Here is a 15,963-nt window from a genome sequence, read left to right as displayed (position 1 = left end):
CACCCCTCAGAGCGCCGCCCGCGTTGCAGCCGCCCAGCTCAGGAGACCCCCATGACCAGCCCGCCCCAGATCCTCATCCTCGGCGCAGGAGCGGCCGGCACCGCTGCCGCGCGCGTCCTTGCCCCCCGGGACGATGTCCGAGTCACCCTCCTCGGCCCCACCGGCGAGACGCCCTACAGCCGGATGCTCATCAAGGGGATCGCCTTCGGACCCGCATCCCCGGAGGCCATCAAGCTCCCGCTGCCCGACGTCCCCATCAGCTCCGACTCCGTCGTCGCAGTCGCCACCACCGCACGCGAGGTGGAGCTGGCATCGGGCACACGACTGAGCTACGACGCGCTCGTCGTCGCCACAGGGAGCCGAGCCCGCGCGCTGCCCGTCGACGTCGTCGGTGGCCTGACCGCGGCGACGGCCGGCCGTGTGAGCGCTCTGCACACCCTCGACGACGCACGACGCATCCGCGAGCTGCTGACCGGCCAAGGGCGACGCGCCCGCGTCGCGATCTACGGCGGAGGGATCATCGCGGCTGAGGCTGCCTCGATCCTGCGCGACGAGGGGCACAGCGTCGTGCTGATCTCTCGGAGCGCCATCCCCGGCATCGGTGCCTTCGGGGTTCACGTCGCCGAGCGCATGGCCGCTGAGCACAGCTCACGAGGCACCATCCACGTCGGCCGAACCGTGCAGCGCGTGGACGTGACCGACGCCGGGGTCGTGACCACGCTCGACACCGCCAGCCAGGTCGTCGCGGACCTCCTCCTGGTCGCGCTTGGCACGACGCCGGCGGCTCCGGCGCCCTGGATCGACGGCCTCGATGTCGACGACCGCCTCCGTGCGGACGCGCCAGACGTCTACGCAGCCGGCGGCGTCGCCACACACCACGACGCCCTCGGCACCTGGCGCATCGACCACTGGCAGGACGCCTCCGCGCAGGGTGCGCACGCGGCCGAGGTTGCGCTCCACGACCTCGGCCTGGGCGGCGATCCCGGCCCCTACCGTCCGCGCAGCCCCTTCATGGCGATGGTCTACGGACGCACGATCGCGGGAGTCGGACTCACGGGGGACGGCGGCCGTCTGGTGGCCGGCGACGAGTTCGTCGTGCACCACGAGCGGCAGGGGACAGTCGTCGGTGTCACGGGCATCGACGCCGTCGGCACGGTCTACCGGTGGGGGCAGCGGCTCCACACGGTCGAGGACGCCACCGACGAGATCACCCGCCTCGTCCACCGGCACGAATCAGCGACAACACAGGAGGCATCATGCCCCGTTTCCCCGCACTGACTCCCGCCTCCGCCACGGGGGCCTCGCGCGAGCTGCTGGGCGAGCTCGTCGCTCGCCACGGCTCCGTGGGTGACATGGTCTCGACGATGGCTCATTCGCCAGCAGTGCTCGGAGGCTATCTGCAGCTGAGCAAGGCCATGCGTCGCGCTCGGCTCGACCGCACGATCAGCGAGCTGATCTCGATCGCGGTGCAGTCCCAGCAGGGATGCGGCATGTGCCTGGGTTCTCATGTCAGCGCCGCGCGGTCCCTCGGCCAGACGGACGAGGCGATCTCCCTCGCCCAGGAGGGAAGGTCTGACATCCCGTCGATCGCAGCCATGATCCAGCTGGGTCTGCAGGTCTACCGCGCACCGACGTCGATCACGGACGACGACATAGCGCGGCTGCGTGCCTACGGCTACAGCGACCGGGAGATCGTCGACGTCGTCGGCATCGTGTCCCTCAACATCCTCACCGGCGCCTTCAACCTGGTCGCCGGTCTCACCCCAGGCGACTGATCTCGCTCTGGTGCCTTGGCCGAGTGGTGAGGCAGCGGCCTGCAAAGCCGTCGACACGGGTTCGAATCCCGTAGGCACCTCCATGTGGCTCCAGCCCTGCTACTCCCGCGCTGCGGGCAGGGCGCCCTCGACAGGCGGCTGGGCCGACCACGGGAAGGTGATCCAGCGGTCGGTGTTCTTCCAGGAGTAGTCGGGGCGGATGATCGAGGAGGGCTTGGTGTACAGGACCGCCGAGCGGGCCTGGACGCCCTTGTCCGCGAGCATGGACATGACCAGGGCGAGGGTCCGGCCGGAGTCAGCGACGTCGTCGACGACGAGCACCCGGGCGCCCGGGAGCTCAGAGGTGTCCATGAGCGGGGGGAGGACCCGCGGGTCCGCGAGGGTCTGACCGATGTCGGTGTAGAACTCGACGTTGAGCGTGCCGATGCCCTTGGTGCCCAGGGCATAGGCCACCGCGCCACCGGGCAGCAGACCGCCGCGCGCCACAGCGACCACGACCTCGGGCAGGAACCCGCTCGCCACGACCTGCTCGGCGAGCTGGCGGGAGGCGAGACCGAAGGTCTCCCAGCTGAGGACTTCACGGTCAGGTGCGGGGGACTGGTCGATGCTCACTGGATCACCCTACGCCGCCTCCGAGGGCCGTCGACCGAGACCTCGGTCCCGGGTACGGCGCAGGCCCACCCACCGTGGACGGTGGGTGGGCCTGCGCGCAGACGATCTGGTGGGAACTGACTAGGACGCGGCGACGATCTCCACGACGAAGATCAGCGTGGACCCGCCCGGGATGCTCCCGCCACCGGCAGCGCCGTAGCCGAGGTCCGGCGGGATGACCAGCAGCACCGTGCTGCCGACCTGCTGGCCGACCAGACCCTGATCCCAGCCGGCGATGACCTTCCCCGCGCCGATCGGGGCGACGTCGAAGGTGGTGCCGCGGTCCCAGGAGGAGTCGAACTTCGCGCCCGTCGACTGCAGCCAGCCGGTGTAGTTCACCGTGACCGTCTGCCCGGACTCGACCACCGCACCGTCACCCTCGCTGAGGACGTCGATGATGAGGTCCTCGGGGCCGGCAAAGCCGGGAGCGATCTCGATCGAGGGGATGCCGGCCTCGTCGAAGGTCACAGTCGGCATCCCTTCCTCGGAGGTCAGTGCGGGGGGTGTCTCGACGATCTCGAGGGCCGACAGTGCCGTCACGCTCGTGCCGTCCTGCTGCTGGAAGGGGCCGGCGTACAGGGACTGGGTGCCGACCTTCTTGCCGCTCAGGGCCGTGACCAGCGGGTGGTCCGCAGGCGCACCGCTCAGGTCGAGCATCTCCGGGACGTCCCACGACCCGACGGACTGGGCGAACTCCTCGCCCGTGCTGCCGTCGTAGGTCACCGAGCGGACCCACACCGTGCCGTCGTCCGCGGCCTCGGCCCCGGTGCCCTCGGTGACCACGCGCGACACGTCAGAGCTGACCGTCAAGGGTGCGGTGAAGGAGAGCACGGGCTGGCTGCCTGCCTCGCCCGACCACGTGACCGACTCCAGGAGCGCCACGTCCGCGGCGCTCGGCGTGGCAGCGGAGGTACCTGACGCGCTGGGCGCGTCCTCGGACGCGTCAGCACCGCAGGCGGACAGCAGGAGCGCAGCTCCGAGGGCGAGCGCGGTCATGCCGCGGGCAGTTCGGTTCATCAAGGCCGGTCAGTCCTTCAGTAGGTCCGTCGAGGGGGCGAGCGCAGCGTCAGAGACTGCCGGTCAGGTGACGCGCAGGATGTCGACGACGAAGACGAGGTCCTCGTCCGCGAGCTCGCTGGCGGTGCCCCCGTAGGCGAGAGCCTTCGGGATGACCAGGAGGACCTGGCTGCCGACCGTCTGGCCGACAAGTCCCTGGTCCCATCCGGCGATGACCGCGCCGGACCCGATCACGGTGGTGAACGGTGCGCTCTCCCAGGAGGACTCGAACTGAGACCCGTCGGAGAGCTTCCACCCGGCGTACTGCACCTGGATGGCCTGTCCGGCCTCCACGACCGGACCGTCACCCTTGATGAGGGTCTGGACGACCAGCTCGCTGGGGGCGGTGTAGCCCTCGGGGATGTCCAGGCTCGGCACACCCGAGTCGTCGAGGGTGACGGTCGGCAGGCCCTCGGCCGGGGTCACGGCCTCGCCCTGGGCGCGGGTGGGTGCCTCCCGGGTGGACAGCAGGTCCACCGCGAAGACGATCGTGTCGCTGGCGCCGTCCGCGGTGGTCTGCGGCTGGGCGTAGAGGATGCGCGTGCCGACCTTCTGGCCGACGACCGCCTCTTCGAGGGCGGGCGGCAGGTCGGCGCCGCTGAGCTGGGCCTCGAAGGGCTCGCTCTCCCAGGTGGACTGCAGCTTGGCGCCGTCGGACCCGGTGTACATGACGAGCTGGAGGCCCACGAGGGAACCCTCCGTGATCTCGTCGCCCGTGCCCTCTGAGGTGACGCGCGTGACGTCGGTGCTCGTCGTGAGCGGGGTGGGGATGGTGAGCGTCGGCTCGGTGCCGGGCTCGCCCTCCACGGTCACGCCCTCCAGGGCAGCGATGTCAGCGGCGGTCGGCTCTGCCACGGTGCTCTCCGAGGCTGAGGGCGACGGCGACTCGGCATCGTCAGAGCTTCCACAGGCGGACAGGAGGAGCGCAGCTCCGAGGGCGAGCGCGGTGATCCCGCGCACGGTGCGGTTCTTCAAGACGAGTCAGTCCTTCGATGGTCGATCGCGCGGCTCACACCGCACGCCTGGCCACCCTAGCGTCCCAGTCTGAAAGCGCGCTGTGACGTCCGGTGGAGAGGTAGCCGGTGGCACGCCGTCAGACATTGCTGGGAGAATGGCCCCATGCCGTCTTCACGCCGATCGTCGCGCCGTCCTTACACCGAGGAGTATCGCCCCCTCGACATGGACCGGGCCACCGGGGGCCGCACGACGCAGCAGCGCAACGGCGAGGACTGGACCGTCCAGAGCATCCGCTCGAGCGACAAGGCCTACCGGTGCCCCGGGTGCCACCAGGAGATCCCGGCCGGGACCGCGCACGTGGTCGCCTGGGCCAACGACTCCCTCTTCGGCGCGCAGGCCGCCCTCGCGGACCGCCGGCACTGGCACAACCGGTGCTGGGGCATCGCGTGAGCGGCGCCCGCACGCGACCCGCGCAACCACGAGAAAGGCCTCACCCATGACCGGACCTCGACTCGCCCTGACCACCTACGGTGCCCCCGTCGACTCCGGCGTGCCCGGAGCGCCGGTGCTCGTCCTGCTGCATGGCTTCCCGCTGGACCATCGGATGTGGGACGAGGTCGCCCAAGCCCTCCCCGACGACCTCACCGTGCTCGCCCCGGACCTGCCGGGACTGGGCCGGAGCGGGCTCGCCGGCTTCGGCGAGCCGTCCTTGGAGGCCGCCGCGGACGCCGTCGCAGCCACCGTGCGCGACGCCGGCGCCACCTCTGCCGTCGTGGCGGGGCTGTCCATGGGCGGCTATGTCGCCCTCGCCCTGGCGCAGCGCCACCCCGAGCTCGTCGCCGGTCTCGCCCTGGTGGACACCAAGTCCACCCCGGACGACGACGCCGCCCGCACCAACCGGTTGCGCCTGGCGGACGAGGTCGAGGCCGCCGGTGCGGTCGACGCCGTTCGCGCGACGGCGGCGGGCCTGCTGGGGGAGACGAGCCGGGCGACCCGCACGGACCTCGTTGCGAGGCTGGAGGGGTGGATCGTCGAGCAGCCGCCCATCGGTGTGGCGTGGTCGCAGCGGGCCATGGCCGCCCGGTTCGACCGCACGGAGGTGCTGCGGGCCTTCGCCGGGCCAGCCACCGTGGTGGTGGGGGACGAGGATCAGCTCACTCCGGCGTCGGCGGCTGAGCACATGGTGGCGGCGCTCACCGAGCCGGTCTTCGTCACGGTCCCCGGAGCGGGGCACATGAGCGCCGTCGAACGGCCGCTCGCGGTCGCTCGCGCGCTGGCTGACCTCATCCACCGGGTGCCGCCGACGTACTGAGGCTGGTCGGTCCTCGCCGCGCTCCACCGCCGTGCAGGCACGCAGACGTGCCTGCACGGGTTCAGGCGGGTCGTTCCGGGTGCAGGGCGCGGTCGAGCGCCTCACGCAGGTCGATCGACTCCCCGTCGCGGGCGCCCTGGCCGAGCACGAGCGGGGGATCGCTCGGGGTGAGCTGCGCCCCGCGCAGGCGCTCCATGAGCGAGCCCTGGACGGTGAGGATGTAGAACTCACCGTCCGTCCCCACGCCGACGCTGGCGTTCTTGCGCAGGTACCAGCCGTGGACCGAGGTCCGGTACGTCGTGCGCCCGCCGTAGCTGCGAGCGGTGAAGCGCTGGGTGGGCACCCCCGCGGCCTGGGCCGCGCGGACGAAGTCGGCGATCATCGCCCGGGCCTGGTCGGACTGCGCCTGACGCTTGCGTTCCAGCTCGGCGCGCTGGTGCGCGGCGTTCTGGGAGGCCTCGCGGCGCCAGTCGCTGGCAGAGGTGCTCTCACCCATGATGCTCAGAGCGCCTCAGGAGCCTCGGCGCGGTCGTCGTCGGCCTGCTGACCCTCGGTCGCGGCGGCGGGCTCCGGCGTGGTCGTCTCCTGTGCCGTCGTCTCCTGCGCCGTCTTCTCCGGCGAGGACGAGTCCTGCTGTGCCGTGCCCTGCTCCGCGTCCTTCTGGGCCGGCTCAGCTGCGGGAGCGTCGCCGGCGGGGGCGTCGGCCGGGCCGGACGCCTGCGCTGCCGGGCCGGACGCCTCTGCTGCTGCGCCCGACGCTGCCAGCGGCGCCGGGCGGGCGCCGCTCTTGCCGGAGGCCGCCTTGCGGGCCTGCTGAGCCGGGGTGCCCTGCGCGGACAACGGCGCGGGACGCGACTTCTTGGTCTTCGGCTGTGCGGTGCCCGAGGTCGCAGCGACGAAGGACTCCTCGACGGCTGCTGCCTTCTCCAGGGTCGACGCGCTCGGGATCGCCTCCGCGCCGAGCAGCGTGCGCAGCTCGTCGAGGTAGGTGGTGATGGACTCGCGCTGACGGTTGAGGTCCTCGACCTGGCGCTGGGCGGCGCTGCGCTCGCGCTCGGCCTCGATCAACGAGTCGCTGATCGTCTGCTCGGCCTGCTCGCGCGAGGAGGCGGTGATCGTCTCTGCGGCGATGCGGGCAGCCTCAGCGGACTCCTTGGCGAAGGCGTCGCTGTCCTTGCGGATCTGCTCGAAGGTCGCGAGGGCCTCGGCTGCGCGGTTCTCGGCCTCGGCCGCGTGCCTCTCGGCGTCGCTGAGCAGCTGGTCGGTCTTGGCCTTGCTCCGGGCGTGCAGCTCGCTCGCAGCCAGCTGGGCTTCCTCGTGCTTGGCGGCGATGTCCAGCTCTGCCTGGGCCAGGGTCTCGCGAGCGATGTCCAGCATCCGCGCGGACTCGGTGCGGGCGGCCGAGAGCAGCTCCTCGGCCTCGCGCTTGGCGTCGGAGATGAGCTTGGCGGCGTCGACGCTGGTCTGCTCGCGCAGCTCAGTGGTCTCCCGGTCGGAGCTCTCGCGCTGCTGGGTGGTCTCGCGGGCGGCGAGGTCGCGCAGCTCGGCGGCCTCCCGGGCTGCGCTCTCGACCAGGTGGGTGGCCTCGAGGTTCGCCGTGGTGAGCTGGTCGCTCGTGGTGCGCTCGGTCGTGGTCCGCAGCTCGTCGAGGTCGTGCTCGGTCTCCAGTCGCAAGGACTGGAGCTCCTGCTCGACGCCGGCTCGCAGCGCGGCGATCTCAGCCTCGGCGGCCTGGCGCACGGAGGAGAGCTCGCGGTTCAGCTCTGCACGACGTGCGTCGACCTCCTGCTGCGCCGCGGCGCGCATGGTGGCGGCGTCGGACTCGGTGCGCTGGCGCAGCTCGTCGGTCTCCCGCGTCGCGGACGCGCGGACCTGGGCGCTGTACTCGTCGGCGGCGGTGCGGGCTGCTGCCGTCTCGGTCTCGGTGCGGTGACGCAGCTCGGTGGTGTAGGCGTCGGCCGACTGGCGCAGCTCGCGGGCATACCGCTCCGCTTCTTCGCGCTCGGTCGTGGCCCAGGTCTCGGTCGAGGTGCGCAGGGCCTGGGCGTCGCGCTCGGTGGTCACGCGCAGCTCGGTGATCTCCCGCTCGGTGGACGCGCGCAGCGTGCCCAGCTCCCGTTCCAGGGCGGTGCGTCGCTCCGTGCCCTCGGTGATGATCGCGGTCTGGATCCGGGCGGCCTCACGCTCGGCGGAGCCGACGAGCTCTTCAGCGCGGCGCTCGGCCGAGACGGTCGTGGTCTCCGCCTCGTTGGCCGCGGCGGACCGCACCTCTTCTGCCTCGCGGCGAGCGGCGGCGAGGATCTCTGCCGCCTCGTTCTCGGCCCGCGACTTGATCTGCCCGGCGGTGGACTTGGCCCGGCCCACGACCTCTTCGGCGTGGGTGTTCGCCTGCGACATGACGTCTGTGGACTGCTCCTCAGCCGTCCGCATGAGCTGCTCGATCCGTGAACCGAGGCCGGAGTAGGACGGACGCTCGGTCTCGCGGAGCTTCTCCTGAGCCGCCTCCAGGTCGGAGGTCACCTGGCGCACGTGGGCTGCCAGAGCCTCGCTCTCGGCGGCCGTCCTGGCAAGGGTCGCCTCGAGGGACTGGATGCGCCCGTCGACCTGCGTTCGGTCGTAGCCGCGCATCACGACAGGGAAGATCGGACGATCGTCGGACACAACTAGCCTCCGTGGTCAGGGGTTGAGCATGCTCCACCGAACATTCACATGGGGGGTCGGGTCCGCGTCGAGAAGCATGGATACGTCGCTGTGACAAGGGATCCGCCACCGTGTGCCTCAGCCTAACGGCTCGGGACGACGCGGAGCGCGCCGGGTCCCGCAAGCCCGATATGAACGTTTTGATGGGCAAGGGCGGTTCTGCCGGACCCTATCGACGATAGGCTTGAAGCCCGCAGTCGAAGGGAACAGTCGGTGCTCCACAAAATAGTGACGGCCAGCCTCGTGCTCGTGGGCTTGGTCATCGCCGGGCTCTCGGTCGCTTCCGGGACGGTCTGGCGACCGAGCGACACCGTGGTCATGACCACCGGCACCCAGAGCGGGTCCACGTTGCTCGCGACGGCGCCCGGGGTGCTCGGTCTTGTCGACGACTCGGTGACCATCTCTGCGTCCTCGTCCCCGGATGCCACGGTCGTCCTGGCGATCGGCCGCGAGGTGGACGTCACCGGCTGGATCGGGGACAGCCCCGCCCTCCTCGTCACCGGACCGGCGAGCTGGGAGTCGTTGACGGTCACCACCGACGACGCCGGCGAGCCCAGCGCGGAACCGAGCGAGGACGCTCCTGCGGAGCCCACCGAGGAAGCTCCTGCGGAGGGGGCCCCTGCAGAGGATGCCCCCGCGGACGAAGCACCCGCAGAAGAAGCCCCCGCCGAAGAGGCACCCGCGGACGCGCCCCCCGCCGTGCAGCCCGACCCGCAAGGGTCAGACATGTGGCTGGCGAGCGCAGTCGGCTCGGGAACGGCCTCCATGGAGTGGGACGCCTCCTCGAGCGACCGCGTGCTGCTCGTGGCAGCGGTCGGCGAGAACGCCGAGACTCCCGAGCTCACGCTCTCCTGGCCGCGCACGGTCTCCACGCCCTGGATGTGGCCGGGCATCGCCCTCGGCGTGCTCCTCATCATCGCCGGCGGCGTCTACGGCTTCCTCACCTACCGGTCCCAGCGCGGACGGCCCGCCACCCCGACCAACAGCTCGGGACCGCGAACCGGCCCTGACTCCCCGGCCACCACGATCGGCGACGCCGACGGCGAGCCCGCCGCCCGGACCGCCACCGTGCCCGGCAGGGGCGCGGCCGTGGGCACGAGCGCCGCTGGTGGCGCCGTGGGCACGACGGCCGTGGAGGAGACCCGCACCGGCCTGACCCGCCGTGAGCTGCGCGAGCAGGCTGCCCGGGACGAGGCCGCTCGCCTGGAAGAGGTCAACGCCGCGGCTCGCCGGACCAAGCGAGCGTGGCCGTGGACCGGCGCCATCCCGACGGTGAAGAAGCAGGACACGCCTGCGCAGACCCCGACCCCCGCGCCCGCCGACCCGGCACGTCCGGTATGGCTGCCCGAGGGCAGCGCATCGACCTCCGGCTCCAGCTGGCGCCAGGCCTGGGGCGTGCGCCCGGACTCCGCCGAGGAGCCGACGACGCCGAGCCTGCACCCCACGGACGGCTCGGCCCCGCAGAACAACACGACGACGACGGAAGGACACTGATGCGTCGCCTGACTCCCGCACTGGTGCTGGGAACCGCCGGGTTCCTGGTGCTGTCCGCGTGCAGCCCGGCGCTGCCTGAGGTGCACGTCGACCCCCCGCCGGCCGAGCCGCCGGTCATGCTGACCGTCGAGCAGGACACCTCGATCCTCACCGCGATCGGGGAGACCCTCACCGCGGCGTCGGAGACCTTGGACCCGGCTGCGCTCCAGGTGCGCCTCAGCGGTCCCGCGCTGGCCCTGCGCACCGCGGAGTTCACGGTGGCGAGCTCGACCGGCAACGCGGACGCCATCACCGAGATCCCCACCGAGGTCCAGTCCGAGGTGCTGCCCACCACGCAGACGTGGCCTCGCACGACCTTCGCCGCCAGCGTGCGCCCGCAGAACCTGCAGACCGACCGCCTGCTCGTCACCGAGCAGGCCGCCCCCCGCGACCAGTACAAGCTGTGGGGCTGGATCCGGCTGTTCCCGGGCGTCACGCTGCCTGCCTTCCCGGCGACGGACATCGGCACCGAGGCGGTGCCCCCGGACGACGCCTCGCTGGCTCTGACGCCGGCCGATGCGATCGCGCACTACGCCGACGTGCTGACGAACGGGGACGCCTCGCCCTATGCCGCGGAGTTCGCCAGCGACCCGCTGCGCGAGCAGATGGCGGCACAGCGCGAGAAGCGGAGCGCCTCCGCGACCGAGATCGAGGGCACGTACTCCTTGCAGTTCTCCCCGGTGGACGGCGCCCTGCAGACGCTGCGCACCTCCGACGGCGGGGCGCTCGTGGTCGGGGAGCTCTCCTCCACCGAGACGCTCCAGGGTGAGGAGAGCGCCAAGATCTCCCCGTCACCGACGGAGCAGGCCTTCCTCGGCGGTGCGACGGCGAGCAACTCGCTCACCGTGGGACGCACGGGGCTCGTGGGGATCTACATCCCTCCGGCCGGCGGCGAGACGGGGCTCTCGGTCCTCGGCAGCGAGATCCTCATCACCTCGGCCTCCATCCCCTGACCCTAGCCGCCGGCGATCCGCGCGACGCTCCGCAGGCCACAGCGCACGTCCGGGCGCTGCAGATGGAAAGATAGGACCCATGAGTCAACCTGGTGCACCTGGTTCCCCGTTCGACGTCCGCGGCGCCGTGGACCTGTCCTCCTTCGGGCGGCCGGCAGCGCCGCCGCCCGGCGCTCCCGGCGGTGCGCCCGCGGCCGGCGGCTTCGTCGTGGACATCACCGACGAGATGTTCCCCTCGGTCGTCCAGCAGTCGGCGAAGGTGCCGGTCATCGCGCTGCTGTGGCTGCCGACCGACGCCGAGAACGCCAAGCTCGCCACGACCCTGGGTGAGCTCACCCAGGAGTACGGCGGCCGCTTCCTGCTGGCCCGCATCAGCGTGGTGGACTACCCCCAGATCGCGCAGGCCTTCCAGGTCGACGCCTTCCCCACGGTGGTCGCGATCCTCGCCCAGCAGCCGGTTCCCCTCTTCCAGGGCGTCGCCGAGGCCGAGCAGATCCGCGGTGTGCTCGAGGAGCTCCTCGCGGCTGCCGCGGCCAACGGCGTGACCGGTGTGCTGGAGTCCTACGACGGCGCGGCCGCGACCGGGGCGGACCTGCCCGAGCCGGAGCCCGAGCTGCCCCCGCTGCACCAGAAGGCCTTCGACGCGATCGAGGCCGACGACCTGCCCACCGCGGTCGCCGCCTACGAGCAGGCGCTGCGCGAGGACCCCCGCGACCAGCTGGCGACGGCGGGCCTGGCCCAGGCGCGGCTCTTGCTGCGCACGCACGACGCGGACCTGGCGGCGGTGCGCAAGGCTGCGGCGGACAACCCTGGCGACATCGACGCCCAGCTCGCCGTCGCTGACATGGACCTGCTCGGTGGGAAGGTGGAGGACGCCCTCAGCCGGCTCATCGAGCTCGTCCCGGACGCCCCCGACCGTGAGGTGCTGCGCAAGCGTCTCGTGGAGTACTTCGACCTGCTCGGTGCGCAGGACCCGCGCGTCGCCCCGGCCCGCCGCGCGCTGATGACCGCGCTGTACTGACCTCGTCCGCGACACCCGCGCCCAGCGCTGAACGACCGAGGCGGTCGGCCCCTACGGGCCGACCGCCTCGGTCGTTCAGTACCAGTCGTCTCACCAGCCCAGCCTGCGGCCGGACGGGTCCAGCTAGTCCTCCGGGACGAAGAACAGCGCGCCCAGGGGAGGTACGCGCAGCGCCACCGAGTACGGTCGCCCGGTCCACGGGACCTCCTCGGCCTGCACCGCGCCGAGGTTGCCCACCCCAGACCCGCCGTAGACAGGGGCGTCGGTGTTGAGCACCTCGCGCCAGCGTCCGCCCGAGGGCAGCGGGAGGCGGTAGCCCTCGTGGGGCACCCCGGAGAAGTTGATGAGCACTGCCATGACGTTGCCGTCGCGGTCACGGCGCAGGAACGACAGGACGTTGTGGTCGGCGTCGGAGGCGTCCAGCCACTCAAAGCCTGCCGGGTCGTGGTCCAGCGCCCAGAGGGTCGGGTGGTCACGGTAGAGCGTGTTGAGGTCACGGACCAGGCGCTGCACACCGACGTGGCCGGCATGGTCGAGCAGGTACCAGTCCAGGCTGGTGGACTCCGCCCACTCGGTGCCCTGGGCGAACTCGTTGCCCATGAACGTCAGCTGCTTGCCCGGGTGCGCCCACTGGTAGGCGAAGAGCAGACGGACCCCGGCCAGCTGCTGCCAGTCGTCGCCGGGCATCTTGCGCATGAGCGAGCCCTTGCCGTGGACGACCTCGTCGTGGCTGATCGGCAGGACGAACTGCTCGGAGTAGGCGTAGACCATCGAGAAGGTGACCTCGTGGTGGTGGTACCGGCGGTTGATCGGTGCCTCGGCCAGGTACCGCAGGGTGTCGTTCATCCACCCCATGTTCCACTTGAGGCCGAAGCCCAGGCCGCCGGCGCTGGTCGGCTTGGTGACCCCGGCCCACGCGGTGGACTCCTCGGCGATCATCATGACCCCAGGGCTGCGCCGGTAGGCCGTGGCGTTGGCCTCCTGCAGGAAGCTGATGGCTTCGAGGTTCTCGCGGCCGCCGTGGATGTTGGGGCGCCACTGCCCGTGCTCGCGGGAGTAGTCGAGGTAGAGCATGGACGCCACGGCGTCCACGCGCAGGGCGTCGACGTGGAACTCCTCGAGCCAGTACGTCGCGTTCGCGACGAGGAAGTTGCGCACCTCCGCCCGGCCGAAGTTGAACACGTAGGTGCCCCAGTCCATCTGCTCGCCGAGCATCGGGTCCGGGTGCTCGTACAGGGGCGTCCCGTCGAAGCGGGCCAGTGCCCAGGAGTCCTTGGGGAAGTGCGCCGGGACCCAGTCGAGGATGACCCCGATGCCTGCCTGGTGCAGGCTGTCCACGAGGAACCGGAAGTCGTCCGGGTGCCCGAACCGCGACGTCGGGGCGTAGTAGGACGTCACCTGGTAGCCCCAGGACCCACCGAAGGGGTGCTCGGCGACCGGCATGAGCTCCACGTGGGTGAAGCCCATGTCCACCACGTACTCGGTCAGCTGGACCGCGAGGTCCCGGTAGGACAGGGTCTGACGCCACGAGCCGAGGTGGACCTCGTAGATGCTCAGCGGACCGTTGTGCGGGTCCTTGCCGGCGCGCGCGGTCATCCAGTCCTGGTCAGCCCAGGTGTAGTCGGACTGCACGACGACGGAGGCGGTGGCCGGCGGGATCTCGGTCCCCTTCGCCACCGGGTCGGCCTTCTGGTGCCACGTGCCGTCCGGGCCCAGGATCTCGAACTTGTACCGGGTGCCGGCGCCCACCCCGGGCACGAAGAGCTCCCACAGGCCGGTCGAGCCGAGGGACCGCATGGCGTGGGAGGCGCCGTCCCAGAAGTTCAGGTCACCGACCAGCCGGACGGCACGGGCGTTGGGGGCCCAGACCGCGAAGGCGGTGCCGTGCACCTCACCGAGCTCGCTGGGGTAGGTCTTGAGGTTCGCGCCGAGAGCCCGCCACAGCTCCTCGTGGCGCCCCTCGCGCAAGAGGTGCTGGTCGATCTCCCCGACGGTGGGCAGGAAGCGGTAGGGGTCGTCGGCGACGGCTGTCTCCTCGCCGTAGCGAGCGCCGATGCGGTAGTCGGGCACCGCGGCGTCGGCGACGGGCAGGACCGCGACCCAGATGCCGTCCTGCTCGTGGACGGCGGGGTACTCGCTGTCACGGGTGATGACCACGACCTCGTCGGCGAGCGGGCGGCGGGCCCGGATCGTCACGGAGGAGCCTGACGGGTCCAGGTGCCCACCGAGCACAGCGTGGGGGTTGTGGAAGGTCCCGTGCGCCACTGCCGAGAGGTCGTCGGGTGAGACGGGCAGCGGAGCGAGCGGACCTGCAGGTGGCACTGTCGAATCGGTCATGGCCTTACCTTTCCACGCAGCGGGGGCCAATGCAGCCAGACGCATCGGCGCGTCCAGGACTTCTTGCCTGCCGGTGTCATGGCCTGTCCGCGTCTCCTGCCTGCGAGGGGCCGACCGCCAGGTGGGCGCACAGGATCCGGTCGACCGCGGTGAGCGGGATGGTGACCCAGTCGGGGCGGTTGCGCTCCTCGTAGACCACCTCGTACAGCGCCTTGTCCAGCTCGAAGGCGTCCAGCACGACGCCGCGGTCGTCCAGCGACGGCCGCTCCTGGCCCTCGCTGTTGCGGGCCGGGGCAGCGGCCGCGCCGTAGTACCCCTCGAGGAATCCGCGTCGGGCGTCCTGCGCCCACTGGGGGCCGTCGGCCTCACCGACGGCAGCGGCGTAGTCGAAGGACCGCAGCATCCCGGCGACGTCACGCTCACCCAGGTCGGGGCGGGTGCGCTCGGACAACGGCCGCAGCGGCTCGCCCTCGAAGTCGAGGATCCGCCAGCCGGTGGCAGTGCTGTGCAGCACCTGGCCTAGGTGCAGGTCGCCGTGGATGCGCTGGAGGGGAGGCAGAGACCTGCCGTGGTGGGCGGCGTCGTCGGCGGATACCCGCAGGCGGCACCAGAACGCTTCGATCGCTTCGGCCCGCTCGCGCACCGCCGGGCTCGTAGCGGTGGCGCTGCGCACCCGGTGGCGCAGCTCGGCGAGCAGCCAGTCGACGTCCGCCTCGGCGACGGCGTCGGGGAAGGCGGCTCGCAGCGCGGCATGCATGCCGGCGACCTGCGTCCCGAGATCGCGAGCCAGCTCGTCGAAGGGTCGCCCATGGCGGGCGTAGTCGCAGGCGAGCTCGAAGCCGTCGCGGGCATCGGGGACCAGCTCGGCCAGCACTCCCGAGTGCGAGGTCCACACGGGCGTTGCCGCAGCGCCCGGCTCCTGCTCGCGCTCCGGCGACGCCGACGCGGCCTCGTCCAGCGTGATCTCGCTCCAGGCGTACGGTGCCGGCACCCCGGCCCACCCGACCTCGGTCAGCGCGCGCGGCACCACGACGTCGGGGTTCTGCCCCGAGGCCAGGGAGCGGAAGACCTTGAACATCGAGCCCCCGCAGACGTGGGGCAGCAGCACCGAGGTGTTGGACTGCTCACCGGTGAGGACCCGCATCCCGCGCAGGTCGAGAGGGCCTGCGGTGCCCGGTGCGCTCGCGGACCAGGTGGCGGCCGCGAGCCACGCCGCGACGAAGGCGGGGTGGTAGGCGCCGTCGTAGAGGCGGGTCGTCTCGGTGTAGGCGATGAGCCCGGAGAGGGCGGGGGCGGGGTCCGCAGCGGGGTCGGGGGCGCCCTTCTCCAGCACGAGCGGGACCTGGAGGAGGAGGGGGGCGCCCTCGGGACCTGCCCCGAGGGCCCGCAGCACGTCGATGAAGACCAGCGGGGCAGGTGGCGCGGGACTGGGCAGCATCACCCGGGCGACCCGTTCGAAGGTCGCCTGGGTGCCCTTGGCCGGGAACCAGCGGCGCCCGGGCAGCCAGGTGCGCACCGCGGCGGAGACATCGAGCTCCGCCTGCGGTGCGTCGTCGGGCAGCGGCTGGCGACCCGGCTGGGCCGCCGTGTGGTCCGCTGACGACCCGGCCTCTGGTCCTGCGTGCTGCGTCATACCGCTCCACCTGTCCTCACGTCGTCGGGAGGTCT

The 15,963-nt window shown here is 71.9% G+C and carries 14 protein-coding genes and 1 tRNA gene; 8 read left to right on the top strand and 7 right to left on the bottom strand.

All coding sequences use genetic code 11. The annotated features are described in order from the left end of the window. The first annotated feature begins 51 nt into the window (after window positions 1-51). The 3 genes from SS2_RS13160 to SS2_RS13150 all read left to right on the top strand — a co-directional run bounded on the left by SS2_RS13160 (window position 52) and on the right by SS2_RS13150 (window position 1,858). Window positions 52-1,278: an FAD-dependent oxidoreductase gene (locus tag SS2_RS13160; RefSeq protein WP_083942226.1), complete on the top strand. Its 1,227-nt coding sequence runs from the start codon at window positions 52-54 to the stop codon at window positions 1,276-1,278. Next, on the top strand, window positions 1,257-1,775 hold the full coding sequence (locus SS2_RS13155) for a carboxymuconolactone decarboxylase family protein (RefSeq protein WP_066464893.1): 519 nt from the start codon (window positions 1,257-1,259) through the stop codon (window positions 1,773-1,775). The genes SS2_RS13160 and SS2_RS13155 overlap by 22 nt, the downstream gene beginning before the upstream one ends. 9 nt (window positions 1,776-1,784) lie before the next feature. Further along, window positions 1,785-1,858: transfer RNA gene (locus tag SS2_RS13150), tRNA-Cys, on the top strand. 16 nt (window positions 1,859-1,874) lie between these two features. Here SS2_RS13150 and SS2_RS13145 read toward each other — a convergent pair. The 3 genes from SS2_RS13145 to SS2_RS13135 form a co-directional block, all read right to left on the bottom strand. Beyond that, a complete protein-coding gene (locus SS2_RS13145) occupies window positions 1,875-2,387 on the bottom strand; it encodes a phosphoribosyltransferase (protein ID WP_066464891.1) in 513 nt (170 codons plus the stop codon). A gap of 120 nt (window positions 2,388-2,507) precedes the next feature. Continuing rightward, window positions 2,508-3,443: an FKBP-type peptidyl-prolyl cis-trans isomerase gene (locus SS2_RS13140; RefSeq protein ID WP_083942225.1), complete on the bottom strand. Its 936-nt coding sequence runs from the start codon at window positions 3,441-3,443 to the stop codon at window positions 2,508-2,510. A 63-nt stretch (window positions 3,444-3,506) separates the two neighbouring features. Then, window positions 3,507-4,457, bottom strand: coding sequence for an FKBP-type peptidyl-prolyl cis-trans isomerase (locus SS2_RS13135; protein ID WP_066464887.1), 951 nt, complete (start codon window positions 4,455-4,457; stop codon window positions 3,507-3,509). Between the two features lie 144 nt (window positions 4,458-4,601). Between SS2_RS13135 and SS2_RS13130 the strand changes: the two genes are divergently transcribed. Together SS2_RS13130 and SS2_RS13125 are read left to right on the top strand one after the other, a co-directional pair. Beyond that, entirely contained in the window at window positions 4,602-4,889 is a 288-nt protein-coding gene (locus tag SS2_RS13130; protein ID WP_083942224.1) for an Rv1322 family protein, read from the top strand. Between the two features lie 46 nt (window positions 4,890-4,935). Then, window positions 4,936-5,751, top strand: coding sequence for an alpha/beta fold hydrolase (locus SS2_RS13125; RefSeq protein ID WP_066464881.1), 816 nt, complete (start codon window positions 4,936-4,938; stop codon window positions 5,749-5,751). A 61-nt stretch (window positions 5,752-5,812) separates the two neighbouring features. Here the strand turns inward: SS2_RS13125 and SS2_RS13120 are convergent, their stop codons facing one another. Continuing rightward, window positions 5,813-6,247 (bottom strand): hypothetical protein, encoded by a 435-nt coding sequence (locus tag SS2_RS13120; RefSeq protein WP_066464879.1) that lies wholly within the window; start codon window positions 6,245-6,247, stop codon window positions 5,813-5,815. 5 nt (window positions 6,248-6,252) lie between these two features. Further along, window positions 6,253-8,412 carry a coiled-coil domain-containing protein gene (locus tag SS2_RS13115; RefSeq protein WP_066464877.1) on the bottom strand — a complete coding sequence of 720 codons (2,160 nt, stop codon included), beginning with the start codon at window positions 8,410-8,412 and terminating at the stop codon, window positions 6,253-6,255. 252 nt (window positions 8,413-8,664) lie between these two features. Between SS2_RS13115 and SS2_RS13110 the strand changes: the two genes are divergently transcribed. The 3 genes from SS2_RS13110 (at window position 8,665) to SS2_RS13100 (ending at window position 11,958) form a co-directional block, all read left to right on the top strand. Further along, a complete protein-coding gene (locus SS2_RS13110) occupies window positions 8,665-9,945 on the top strand; it encodes a hypothetical protein (RefSeq protein WP_157607341.1) in 1,281 nt (426 codons plus the stop codon). Beyond that, the gene (locus SS2_RS13105) at window positions 9,945-10,937 is read left to right on the top strand and encodes a DUF8094 domain-containing protein (RefSeq protein ID WP_066464874.1); all 993 of its coding nucleotides are present in this window, start codon (window positions 9,945-9,947) and stop codon (window positions 10,935-10,937) included. Before SS2_RS13110 ends, SS2_RS13105 begins: the two co-directional genes overlap by 1 nt. A gap of 79 nt (window positions 10,938-11,016) precedes the next feature. After that, a complete protein-coding gene (locus tag SS2_RS13100; protein WP_066464873.1) occupies window positions 11,017-11,958 on the top strand; it encodes a co-chaperone YbbN in 942 nt (313 codons plus the stop codon). A gap of 123 nt (window positions 11,959-12,081) precedes the next feature. Here the strand turns inward: SS2_RS13100 and glgB are convergent, their stop codons facing one another. Together glgB and SS2_RS13090 are read right to left on the bottom strand one after the other, a co-directional pair. After that, window positions 12,082-14,295, bottom strand: a complete 2,214-nt coding sequence (gene glgB / locus SS2_RS13095) for a 1,4-alpha-glucan branching protein GlgB (protein WP_066464872.1) — start codon at window positions 14,293-14,295, stop codon at window positions 12,082-12,084. 76 nt (window positions 14,296-14,371) lie between these two features. Continuing rightward, the gene (locus SS2_RS13090) at window positions 14,372-15,928 is read right to left on the bottom strand and encodes a maltokinase N-terminal cap-like domain-containing protein (protein ID WP_066464869.1); all 1,557 of its coding nucleotides are present in this window, start codon (window positions 15,926-15,928) and stop codon (window positions 14,372-14,374) included. Window positions 15,929-15,963: the final 35 nt, after the last annotated feature.

The organism is Sanguibacter suarezii NBRC 16159 (assembly GCF_001552735.1).
In the GTDB taxonomy this organism is placed as follows: Bacteria; Actinomycetota; Actinomycetes; order Actinomycetales; family Cellulomonadaceae; genus Sanguibacter; species Sanguibacter suarezii.
This window is presented reverse-complemented; position numbering and strand designations above follow the sequence as displayed.

Excerpts from the sequence above, each read along its gene's own strand:
- SS2_RS13160 (WP_083942226.1), top strand. The coding sequence starts at position 52 with ATGACCAGCCCGCCCCAGATCCTCATCCTCGGCGCAGGAGCGGCCGGC.
- SS2_RS13155 (WP_066464893.1), top strand. The coding sequence starts at position 1,257 with ATGCCCCGTTTCCCCGCACTGACTCCCGCCTCCGCCACGGGGGCCTCG.
- SS2_RS13140 (WP_083942225.1), bottom strand. The coding sequence starts at position 3,443 with ATGAACCGAACTGCCCGCGGCATGACCGCGCTCGCCCTCGGAGCTGCG.
- SS2_RS13130 (WP_083942224.1), top strand. The coding sequence starts at position 4,602 with ATGCCGTCTTCACGCCGATCGTCGCGCCGTCCTTACACCGAGGAGTAT.
- SS2_RS13125 (WP_066464881.1), top strand. The coding sequence starts at position 4,936 with ATGACCGGACCTCGACTCGCCCTGACCACCTACGGTGCCCCCGTCGAC.
- SS2_RS13120 (WP_066464879.1), bottom strand. The coding sequence starts at position 6,247 with ATGGGTGAGAGCACCTCTGCCAGCGACTGGCGCCGCGAGGCCTCCCAG.
- SS2_RS13105 (WP_066464874.1), top strand. The coding sequence starts at position 9,945 with ATGCGTCGCCTGACTCCCGCACTGGTGCTGGGAACCGCCGGGTTCCTG.
- SS2_RS13100 (WP_066464873.1), top strand. The coding sequence starts at position 11,017 with ATGAGTCAACCTGGTGCACCTGGTTCCCCGTTCGACGTCCGCGGCGCC.
- glgB (WP_066464872.1), bottom strand. The coding sequence starts at position 14,295 with ATGACCGATTCGACAGTGCCACCTGCAGGTCCGCTCGCTCCGCTGCCC.
- SS2_RS13090 (WP_066464869.1), bottom strand. The coding sequence starts at position 15,928 with ATGACGCAGCACGCAGGACCAGAGGCCGGGTCGTCAGCGGACCACACG.